Annotated in this window: 7 protein-coding genes; 4 read left to right on the top strand and 3 right to left on the bottom strand. The window is 68.8% G+C overall.

Translation table 11 applies throughout. From position 1 onward, the window contains the following. Window positions 1-259: 259 nt before the first annotated feature. Both Q0C41_RS26815 and Q0C41_RS26810 read right to left on the bottom strand, forming a co-directional pair. The gene (locus Q0C41_RS26815; RefSeq protein WP_291989257.1) at window positions 260-1,498 is read right to left on the bottom strand and encodes an amidohydrolase family protein; all 1,239 of its coding nucleotides are present in this window, start codon (window positions 1,496-1,498) and stop codon (window positions 260-262) included. A gap of 105 nt (window positions 1,499-1,603) precedes the next feature. Then, window positions 1,604-2,266: a DUF5612 domain-containing protein gene (locus Q0C41_RS26810; RefSeq protein WP_291989255.1), complete on the bottom strand. Its 663-nt coding sequence runs from the start codon at window positions 2,264-2,266 to the stop codon at window positions 1,604-1,606. 66 nt (window positions 2,267-2,332) lie between these two features. Between Q0C41_RS26810 and Q0C41_RS26805 the strand changes: the two genes are divergently transcribed. The 4 genes from Q0C41_RS26805 (at window position 2,333) to dusB (ending at window position 9,268) form a co-directional block, all read left to right on the top strand. Further along, entirely contained in the window at window positions 2,333-3,190 is an 858-nt protein-coding gene (locus Q0C41_RS26805; protein ID WP_291989253.1) for a DUF3014 domain-containing protein, read from the top strand. Between the two features lie 82 nt (window positions 3,191-3,272). Then, the gene (gene mfd / locus Q0C41_RS26800) at window positions 3,273-6,878 is read left to right on the top strand and encodes a transcription-repair coupling factor (protein WP_291989251.1); all 3,606 of its coding nucleotides are present in this window, start codon (window positions 3,273-3,275) and stop codon (window positions 6,876-6,878) included. 147 nt (window positions 6,879-7,025) lie between these two features. Beyond that, window positions 7,026-8,126, top strand: a complete 1,101-nt coding sequence (locus tag Q0C41_RS26795) for a peptidyl-prolyl cis-trans isomerase (protein ID WP_291989249.1) — start codon at window positions 7,026-7,028, stop codon at window positions 8,124-8,126. A gap of 26 nt (window positions 8,127-8,152) precedes the next feature. Then, window positions 8,153-9,268 (top strand): tRNA dihydrouridine synthase DusB, encoded by a 1,116-nt coding sequence (gene dusB, locus Q0C41_RS26790; protein WP_291989247.1) that lies wholly within the window; start codon window positions 8,153-8,155, stop codon window positions 9,266-9,268. 387 nt (window positions 9,269-9,655) lie between these two features. On the opposite strand, the gene Q0C41_RS26785 is transcribed toward dusB, so the two are convergent. After that, a complete protein-coding gene (locus tag Q0C41_RS26785; protein ID WP_291989246.1) occupies window positions 9,656-9,982 on the bottom strand; it encodes a Dabb family protein in 327 nt (108 codons plus the stop codon). Window positions 9,983-10,062: the final 80 nt, after the last annotated feature.

Below are 10,062 nucleotides of genomic sequence, written 5' to 3'. Positions count from 1 at the left end.
CGCATGGTGAAGGAATCACCGGCCGGGAGCCACGCTCGCAGCCGGCAGCCAAGACCTGCTGCCGACTGTCAGATTTTCACCCGCCACAACTGTCAGATTTACCACCGCCGCCAACAGCCGCGGCTGCCACCACCCGACGAGGCGGCGGCAGCATCGACCACTCCCCGCACAGGGACCGCGCCAGCATCCGGCGGACCCCCAGCCGCGCCGCCGGACCCGGAGACATCCTCCGGTCGGCGACAACGCGCATCGGCGGCCTCTACGGCGCGGGGTGCGTCGGCAACGCGCGCAACGCGTTGTCGAGATACACCTTCTTGAGGATGGGCTCGGGCAGACCGAGGCCGTAGATCTGCCATCGGCCCTGCGGCGGCACCGGCGCCGGCGCGTAGTCGAAGTACTCGTCCTCGGTCTGCAGGAAGCGGTAGTAGATCTGGTAGAGGTCCATGCCGAAGATCTGCTGCGGCGTCTCGGTGCCGTTGGGCACGGCGTCGGTGCCGAACATGATCCGGTCCTGGTACTTGTCGAAGAACTTCCGCGACTGCCGCGGCTGGCGGCCGAGCTCGCCGATGCGTGCGCCAATCTCGATGTGCACGTTCGGGAACTTGTCGAGCATCTCGCCGACGGCCGGCAGGTTCTCGGCCCAGTGCCCGACATGCAGCGCCACGAACGTCGTCTTCGGATGACGTGCGAAGACGCGATCGCGCGCCTCGAGGACGGCCTTGAACGACGGGAAGTCCTTGCCATGGAACGACCAGTCGGGGTGGTTGGCGAGTTCCTCGTAGCGCTCGTTGTACCGGTCGGTCGGGAGGAAGAACGCTTCCGGATCGCCCACGTGGATGCCGACCGGCAGCCCGAGGGCACCAGCGGCCTCCCACATGGGGTCGAACCGCGGGTCGTCCACCTTGACGAGCGCGCCGTCCTTGCCGGCGGCATCCTTGTCGCGCAGGAAGAGACCAAGCGTCTTGAGGATCTTCACACCCATCGCGCCGGCGGCCTTGGCGGCGACGAACTGGTCCGCCTGCCACTTCGGGTAGTCCGGGCGCTGCGCGTCGGTCCAGGTCGGCTCGGTGAAGGTCAGGAACCGTCCCGGGTGGGCGCGGTCCAGCCCCGCAATGGCACTCGCGAGGCGCTCGCCCTGCCCACCCGTGAGGTTGACCATCGTCCGGATGTTGCGCGCATCCATCACCTTCAGCAGGTCGGCCGGTGGCATCGCGCGCCGCGACTGGCGGGCGTTGGCTTGCGGGTTCCGTACGGCGAGGTGGGTGTGCATGTCGATGACGGGGAAGGCCGCCTTCTCGACCAGCGTCACCGGCACGTGCAGCATGCTCTTCGGCTGATAGTCCACCAGCTTCAGCGAGGCGTCGGGCTTGGCCGCCTCGGCCTGGCCCTGGGCCGCCTCGACGGGCAGGTCATGGTCGGCGCGCGCCTCCGCTCCGGTCGTTGTCATCGCTGCGCCAACCACCGCGCCAGTCCTCGTCAGCCACTCACGTCGATTCACGGACATCTCCTCGATCTGACTTCCCACACCCTACTTCCTACTTCCTACTTCCCACTTCCCACTTCCCACTTCCCACTTCAGCCCTGAGCCCTGAGCCCTGAGCCCTCAAAACACCCGCTTCGACAGGCGCCCGATCGAGAACCGGGCGGTGTCGGCGATGGCCATCACGGCCATCACGCCTGCCTGCACGGGGTCGGTCACCACGAGATCGCTGGCATCCGGCACGCTGCCCGCCATGTTGAGGCTGATCACGGTCAACCCCTGCGCGCGCACGTCCCGGACGGCCTTCTCGATCTCTCCGCCCATCAACGACCCGGCCAGCACGAGCACACTCGCCCGCGGGAGGCGAGACACGGCGCGCACGGCCTCGGCCAGCGCCTGTTCGCCCACCAGGGGAATCGTGTCCACGGAGATCTTCTCGCCGCGGATATTGTGACGATCGGCCTCCGTGATCGCCCCGATGGCCACCTGTCCGACCTGAGCGCCGCCGCCCATGATGATCACCCGCTTGCCGAACACGTGCTGGAACGTCGCCACGCGCTCGATCTTCGTGACCGGCTCGGCCGCGGCGAGATCCGCCAGCAGGGCCTCGGCATCCGGCACCGAGACCTCGAGGATCAGCCGCGTCAGGTCGCGCGAGCTCTCCACGATCGTCAGGCTGGTGATGTCGCCACTGTGAGCGGCGATGATTCCCGTCACGACGTGCAGCACGCCCGGCCCGCTGCGCGTCGTGATCACGAGCGCGAGTGGCGTCACCTGATCAGTCACGCGGGAATGGTACGGGAAGACGAGCCGTTCCCGTCACCCCGTCGTCAGAACCGGAGGGGGAAGACGATGGATGATCTGGACCGACTCCGGGGGAGCGATGACGCGAGGGCTCCACTCGAAGAACCACTGACCACGTACCGCCCGTCTCGTGCACCCCTCATCGGTCTGGGTGTGCTCCTCGTCGTGGTGGCGCTCGGCCTGTGGTGGTGGTTGCCCGCCTCGACCCCAGCGGCGCCAGCGACCACGCCCGCGCCGGCGCTTCAGGTCACGGCGCCTGCCGCCACCCCATCTGGCCTCGGCGCAGGCGCGGCGGACCCGAACCTGCCCGACCTCGGCAGCCTGGATGCCTACGTGCGGCCGCTCCTCGCCGTGCTGTCCACGCGACCCGAACTGGCGGCCCTGCTCACGTCCGACAACCTCGTGCGCCGCTTCGTGGTCAGTGTCGAAGCGGTGGCGCGCGGCGCGTCCCCGGCGCGTCAGGTGCGCGCCGTGGCGCCGCGCGGTGCGTTCGCCGTGACGCGCGACAACGGGGCCATCGTCATCGACCCCGCGAGCTTCGACCGGTACGACGGCCTCGTCCGGATGGTGGAGGAGCTCGACCCGGCGCAGCTCGCCCGCCTGTACGGTCGCCTCAAGCCGCGACTCGAGGACGCCCACGCAGAGCTCGGTGTCGCCGGCACCATGGACGAGACGATGGTGCAGGCCATCCGGCACCTGCTGGCCACCCCGGATCTCCCGGCCGTCGTGCGCGTGCAACCGGGCAAGGGCACCAACTACACGTACAGCGATCCCGCCATCGAGGGACTCTCTGCCGCACAGCGCCAGCTGCTGCGTCTGGGCCCGGCCCGGGCGACTCAGGTGAAGGCCCACCTGCGTCGATTCGGCGAGGCACTGGGCATCCCGCCGGCGCGCCTCGCCGGTTGAGAGCCCTCGCGTCGACGAGCTGAGGGATCCGCTGGCCGGACGCGTGATTCACGGGTATTCTGGGCAGTCTGGCTCGCCGCCGATGTCCGGAACCTCAGGCTCGTCCCTCTCGCTTCGCTTCCTGCTCAAGGACGCCGCCTCGACCACCGGGCTGGCGGCCACCGCGACGCGCCTGTCGGGACTGACAGCGGCCGCCAAGGCCTTCACCGTCGCGGCGGCGTCGCTGAACGGTCCGGCGGTCCTGGTGGTGCCGGCCGACAAGGACATCGAGCCCTTCGTCAGCGACGCCCGGTTCTTTCTCGGCAGTCTCGAAGGCCTGAGCGGCACGGCGCTCGAACGCGGCGTGCTGTCGCTCCCGTCGCCGGAAGTGGACCCCTACCGCGGGCTGCTGCCGCACTTCGACGTGGCCTCCGCCCGCGCGCGCGCCCTGCATGGCCTCGCCACCGGCCAGGCCCGCATCGTCGTGGCCTCCGCGGCGGCGCTGTTGCCGCGCCTGCCGGCTCCGGAGGATCTGGTCGCGTCGTCGCTCGAGCTCAAGCCGGGCGACGACATCGATCCGATGGACCTGGCCGACATCCTCGTGCGCGCCGGGTTCACCCGTGAGGACCCCGTCGACCAGCACGGCGAGTTCTCGATTCGTGGCAACGTCGCCGACATCTTCCCGGCCGGTGATCGCCTGCCGGTGCGGCTCGAGTTCGTCGGCGACACCATCGAGTCGATTCGCCAGTTCGATCCCGCGACGCAGCGGTCGGTGACGTCGCTGGACCGCATCACGGTCGCGCCGGTGCGGGAGACGGCCGACACCCTCGAAGGGCGCGAATCCGAGCGTCCGGCGACGTTCTTCAACTATCTCGGCCGCGCGTCCCGGCTCCGGTTGTTCGTCTCCGAGTTCGACAAGGTGCGCGAGGCCGGCGACCGACGCTTCACCGCGCTGCTGGACAGCTACCAGGACGCCCTCGCTCGTGAGGAACGCGTGCTGCCGCCGGCGCGCCTGATGCTGCCGTGGCCCGACGTCATGTCGATGCTGCCGTCGGCGACCAGCCTCGAGACCTTCGCCGCGGACGCCGACATGGTCGACGGCGCCGGCGACCAGCCTGACGCCATCCGCGCCACGGTCACCGACCGCTACGTCTCGTGTCAGCCCGTGCCGACCTTTCATGGCCGGGTGCCAGAGTGGGTCCACGAACTGCGCGCCGCACGCCAGATGGGCGAGACCGCCGTGCTCGTGGCCGAGACCGCCGGTCGGGCCGAACGGGTCACGGAGATCCTGCGCGAGTACGGCGTGGTGGCCGTGGACATCAGCCGCGCCGAGGTCACCTCGGGCAGCGCGCTGCTGGTCACCACCGGATCGCTGACGCAGGGCTTCCGCCTGCCGGCCGCCAGGATGCGGCTGTATGCCGAGACCGACATCTTCGACGAGGAGCGCGTCGGTCACCAGCGCCGCGCGTCGGCGGCCAAGGCGTTCCTCTCCGACTTCCGCGATCTGAAGGTCGGCGATCACGTCGTGCACGTCGACAACGGCATCGGCGTGTTCGTCGGCCTCAAGCAGATCAACGTCGGTCACGAGACGCGCGAGTTCATGGAGCTGCGCTACCACGGCGACGACAAGCTCTTCGTCCCGGTGGATCGCCTCGACCTCGTGCAGAAGTTCTCGGGCAGTGGCCGCCCGACCCTCGATCGCCTCGGCGGGGCGACCTGGGAGAAGGCCAAGGCGCGGGTCAAGAAGGCCATGCGCGACATGGCCGACGAGCTGCTCAAGCTCTACGCCGCGCGCAAGGCCGTCCAGGGGCACGCCTTTCCCGCCGACACGCACTGGCAGGAGGAGTTCGAAGGCGCCTTCCCTTACGAGCTCACCCCGGACCAGGCCAACGCCGTCATCGACATCAAGCGCGACATGGAGTCGACGATGCCGATGGATCGCCTGCTGTGTGGCGACGTCGGCTACGGCAAGACCGAGGTCGCGATGCGCGGCGCCTTCAAGGCCGTCATGGACGGCAAGCAGGTCGCCTTCCTGGCGCCGACCACCGTGCTGGCGCTGCAGCACCTCAAGACGCTGCGCACGCGTTTCGCGGCGTTCCCGGTGCGGATCGACATGGTCAGCCGGTTCCGCACCAAGGCGGAGCAGGCCGAGACGCTCAAGCACCTGCGCGAGGGCAAGCTCGACATCATCGTCGGCACGCACCGGCTGCTGGCCAAGGACGTCGAGTTCCGCGATCTCGGCCTGCTCGTGGTCGACGAGGAGCAGCGCTTCGGCGTGACGCACAAGGAGCGCATCAAGCAGATGCGCAAGCGCGTCGACGTGCTCACGATGAGCGCGACGCCGATTCCGCGCACGCTGAACATGTCGCTGGTGGGCATCCGCGACATGTCGGTGATCGAGACCGCGCCGCACGATCGCCAGGCCGTGCAGACGGCCGTGCTGCCGTTCGATCCGAAGATCATCGGCACGGCCATCGCCAAGGAACTCGAGCGCGGCGGCCAGGTGTACTTCGTCCACAACCGCGTCGAGTCGATCCACTCGATGGCGGGCCTGCTGGCGCGGGTCGCGCCGGAGGGCACACGCATCGGCATCGGCCACGGCCAGATGGGCGATGAGGCGCTCGAGAAGGTGATGGTGGAGTTCATCGAGCGGCGCTACGACATCCTGCTGTCGACGACGATCATCGAGAACGGCCTGGACATCCCCAACGCCAACACGATGATCATCAACCGCGCCGACCGCTACGGCCTCGGTCAGCTGTATCAGCTGCGCGGACGCGTCGGCCGCTCGGATCGGCGTGCCTACGCCTACCTGCTGATTCCGCCCGTCGATTCGCTGTCGGAGGTCGCACGCAAGCGCCTGGCGGCCATCAAGGAGTTCAGTGCGCTCGGCAGCGGCTTCCGCATCGCCGCACTCGACCTCGAGATTCGCGGCGCCGGCAACCTGCTGGGCGGCGAGCAGAGCGGCCACATCGAAGCCATCGGCTTCGAGATGTACACCAAGCTGCTCGAGGAGACGATCCGCGAACTCAAGGGCGAGGATCTCGAGGACGACCGGCGGGCCACGGTCAACCTGGGCGTCGAGTTCCGCATCGACGAGGACTACATTCCCGACACCAATCAGCGCCTCGGCATCTACCGCCAGGTGGCGCAGGCACGCACCGACGCCGAGGTCGCCCGTGTCGTCGACGACCTCCGCGATCGCTACGGCCCGGTGCCGGAATCGGTGCTCAGCCTGGCTGACCACGCGCGACTCCGCGTCATGGCCGACCACCTCAAGCTCGACGCCATCGAACGCGAAGGCAAGACGATCGTCTTCAAGTTCAGGGAGTCGGCAACGGTCGACCCGCAGCGGCTGCTGTCGGTGGTCAACCGGCGCGTCGACCTGCGGCTGGTGCCTCCGGGCAGCCTGAAGCTGGATCTCGACCCGCAGCCCATCGCGCCGAAGCTCACCCCGGCTCCGGGCCGCCCTGGTGCCGCGCGCCCCGGCGGGCTTCCTCCGCGCGGTGGGCCGGCGACCCATCGCCCCGTGGCGCAGGGCGGATCGAGGGGGCCGTCGTGGTGGACCGTCCGCGCGACGGCGGGCGAGGTGGCGCCCGGGTTCACCAAGGCCGAGGTCCTCAAGCCGATGCCCGAGGATCCACGGGCGCCGGACGGGCTCTTCGCCCGCGTGGCCGGTGTGATGAAGGAACTGAGCGACGATTTGTAGGCGGGGCCACAACATCTGGGGGCGTTGTTTCGCACCAGCCTGCATCTGGGGCCGCCTCGGCAGCGCTCCCGGTCGTCTGAAGCTCTGGGCCATGAGCCTTAAGCCTAGAGCCTTCATGGGTTTACCATAGAGACGGTGATGAATCGAATGAACGTACGAACACTCGGGTCGGCCTGTGTCGTGGTGGGTCTGGCCGTGGCGGGCGTGCGCGCCGACGTCGTCGAACAGGTGCTGGTGAAGATCAACGGCGAGATCCTCACGAAGACCGACGTCGAGCAGTTGCAGGTGACCGCGCTCCGGGCCAACAACCCGAACGTCACCGAGGCCGACCTCCAGAACGACGTCGCCCTGCGCAAGATGCTCGACGAGGTGACCCCGCGCGTCATCGTCAATGCCATCGACGAGATGCTGCTGGTGCAGCGCGGGCGCGAGCTCGGGCTGAAGATGAGCGACGAGCAGTTCAACGGCATCCTCGCGAACATCCGCAAGGAGAACAAGCTCGACACCGAGGAGAAGTTCCAGGCCGCGCTGAAGCAGGAAGGCCTGTCGATTCCCGGACTGCGCAAGGCCTTCGAGAAGCAGATGCTGATCAACCGCGTCCAGCAGCAGGACGTGTTCTCGCGCATCAGCATCTCCGAAGAGGAATCGCGTGCCTACTTCGACGCGCACAAGGAAGAGTTCCTGACCAACGAGTCCGTGACGCTGCGCGAGCTGTTCGTGCGGGCCGCGACGACGTCGCCGGCAGAAGGGCCGTCGGCGGCCCAGGCCGCCATGGAGGCCGCACGCGAGAAGGCCGTGCAGCTGCGCCAGCGTGTGCTCAAGGAGGACTTCGGCACGGTGGCCGGCGAGGTCTCCGACGCCGCGTCCAAGGCCAATGGCGGGCTCATCGGTCCGCTGGGTGTCGACGAACTGAACCCGGACATCCAGAAGGTCCTCGCCCCGCTCAAGGTGGGCCAGGTCTCCGAGCCACTCGACGCCGGCAACGGCTACCGCCTCCTGAAGCTCGACGTCCGCGTGCCCCGCAAACAGGCGACCTTCGAAGAGGCGCGCGACCAGATCGCCGACAAGGTCTTCAGTCAGCGCCGCGCCGGCGAGGTGCTCAAGTACCTCGAGCGCCTGCGCGCGCAGGCCATCATCGAGTGGAAGAGCCCGACCCTGAAGGCCGCGTTCGATACCGGTGTCGTCGCCGCCGCCAAGGCGCTCGCTGAAGAGACGGCCAGGCTGCAGGCGCAGGACGCCGCGAAGTGAGCACCGGCGCGTCCGCGGAGGTCCACGTGGGCGCCCCGTCGGCCACCGCATCCCCGGGGGTTCCTGCGCCCCGCACCGCGCCGGCGCCGAGAATCGGCGCCATCACGCTGGCCGCCCCGGCGGGCGTCGCGCCGATGGCGGGGATGACCGACACCGCGTTCCGCCGCCTGGTGAAGCGCCAGGGCGGTTGCGGGTTGGTGGTCACCGAGATGGTGAGCTCCGAAGGGCTCGTCCGCGGCATCGACCGCACCCTCGAGTTCGCCGAATACACCGAGGAAGAACGACCCGTCTCGATCCAGATCTTCGGTGGTGATCCGGCCAGGATGGCTGACGCCGCGCGCATCGTCGAGGGCATGGGCGCCGACATCGTCGACATCAACATGGGCTGCCCGGTGCCCAAGATCTCGAAGCACAACGCCGGGTGTACGTTGATGCGCGATCCGCGGCATGCCGCATCCATCGTGTCGGCCATGGCTCGGGCCGTGCGCATTCCGGTGACGGTCAAGATGCGCGCCGGCTGGAACGAGGCCGAGATCAACGCGCCGATGCTGGCGCGGATGGTCGAGGATGCCGGCGCCGCCGCGGTGACCGTGCATGGCCGCACCGCGAAGCAGGCCTACACGGGCAGTTCCGACTGGTCGCTCATCGCGCAGGTCGCCGACCAGATTGCCATCCCCGTGTTCGGCAGTGGCGATTGCGTCGAGCCGGAACATGTCATCGATCGCTTGCGCGTCGGTCCCGAGGGCGTCCTGGTGGGACGTGGCGTGCTGCGCAACCCGTGGATTCTGGCGCAGGCCGCCGATCTGGCGGCGGGCCGGGTGCCTCGGGTCGTCACGATGCGCGACCGCGGGCAGTTCCTGCTCGAGTACATCGACCTGCTGATGAACGAGCGCGTCGACGAAGCGGCGGGCTTCCGCCACTCGGCGCCGACGTCCGGCGGAGACGAGGCATCGCAGGCCGAAGCGCTCGGCCTGCGCGCGCCGGCGCGCGGCCGAGAGCGCTGGGTGATCAACAAGCTGCGCGCCCTCAACGCCTGGTACTCCAAGGGCTACGAAGGCGGCGCGCTGTTCCGCACGTCGATCAACCGCGCCGAGTCGATCGCGCACGTCCGCGAGCTGATCGACGACTTCTTCATGCATTGAGGCGTCTGCCTGAATTCAGGCGTCTGCTTCGACATTCGCAATTCAGAATGAAGCGCGGGGCGGGCAGCGCCACTGCGTCGAAGGCTTGGGATTCGAGACAGGCGCCTCGGCATTCATCATTCAGGTCGACAGCGATCCTGGGTCACGATGCGGTGGAAACATGATCCACCGACCTTCACGCTGACGGCCGGTTCGGAGAACCGGCCCTACCCTCCTCGTTCCGTCTCGTCTCTCGTTCCTTGCGCCTTGCCACCCAGCAGTGTCGGCGTTGCCCCCGCGGAGCGTGGCGATGCCCGGACCTGCGCGGCATTCTGCATGCTGAAGGTCAGCGAAGCCTGCCTGAACTGCCGGTTCCCGACTCCCGACTCCCGGTTCCCGACTCCCGGCCTACTGATACTCGTCCGTGATTGAGTAGTCGTAGATCATCGCGGCCTCGGCCGCGGCGTTGAAGCGCTGCCCGAGCGCGACGTGCAGCGGATGCGCGAGGTAGGCCCGCAGCCCCGCCTCATCGTCGAACTCCAGCAGGGCCACCCACGGGAAGTCGGGGAACCCGCTGATCACGTACGGGATCGGCGGCGCGAGGTGCTGCCCGATGCGGAAGCGCCGCACGCCGGGGATGTCGCGCGCGGCGGCCCGCATCGCGTCGATGAGCCCCGCGCGGGCCTCCTCGCCGAGGTCGGGTCGCGGCCGGAACAGCACGACGTGCACAGTCATGCGACCCTACTCCTCAGGCTTCTTGCGCTTGCGATCGGCGGGCGGCAGCTCACCGGCGCGGTAGGTCCGTCCCTTCTTCG

Origin of the sequence: Luteitalea sp. (assembly GCF_022842525.1) — a bacterium.
In the GTDB taxonomy this organism is placed as follows: Bacteria; Acidobacteriota; Vicinamibacteria; order Vicinamibacterales; family Vicinamibacteraceae; genus Luteitalea.
Note: the sequence above shows the minus strand (reverse complement) of the source record. Positions and strands in the feature narration are given on the sequence as shown.

Coding starts and splice junctions, on each gene's coding strand:
- Q0C41_RS26805 (WP_291989253.1), top strand. CDS start 2,333: ATGGATGATCTGGACCGACTCCGGGGGAGCGATGACGCGAGGGCTCCA.
- mfd (WP_291989251.1), top strand. CDS start 3,273: ATGTCCGGAACCTCAGGCTCGTCCCTCTCGCTTCGCTTCCTGCTCAAG.
- Q0C41_RS26795 (WP_291989249.1), top strand. CDS start 7,026: ATGAACGTACGAACACTCGGGTCGGCCTGTGTCGTGGTGGGTCTGGCC.
- Q0C41_RS26785 (WP_291989246.1), bottom strand. CDS start 9,982: ATGACTGTGCACGTCGTGCTGTTCCGGCCGCGACCCGACCTCGGCGAG.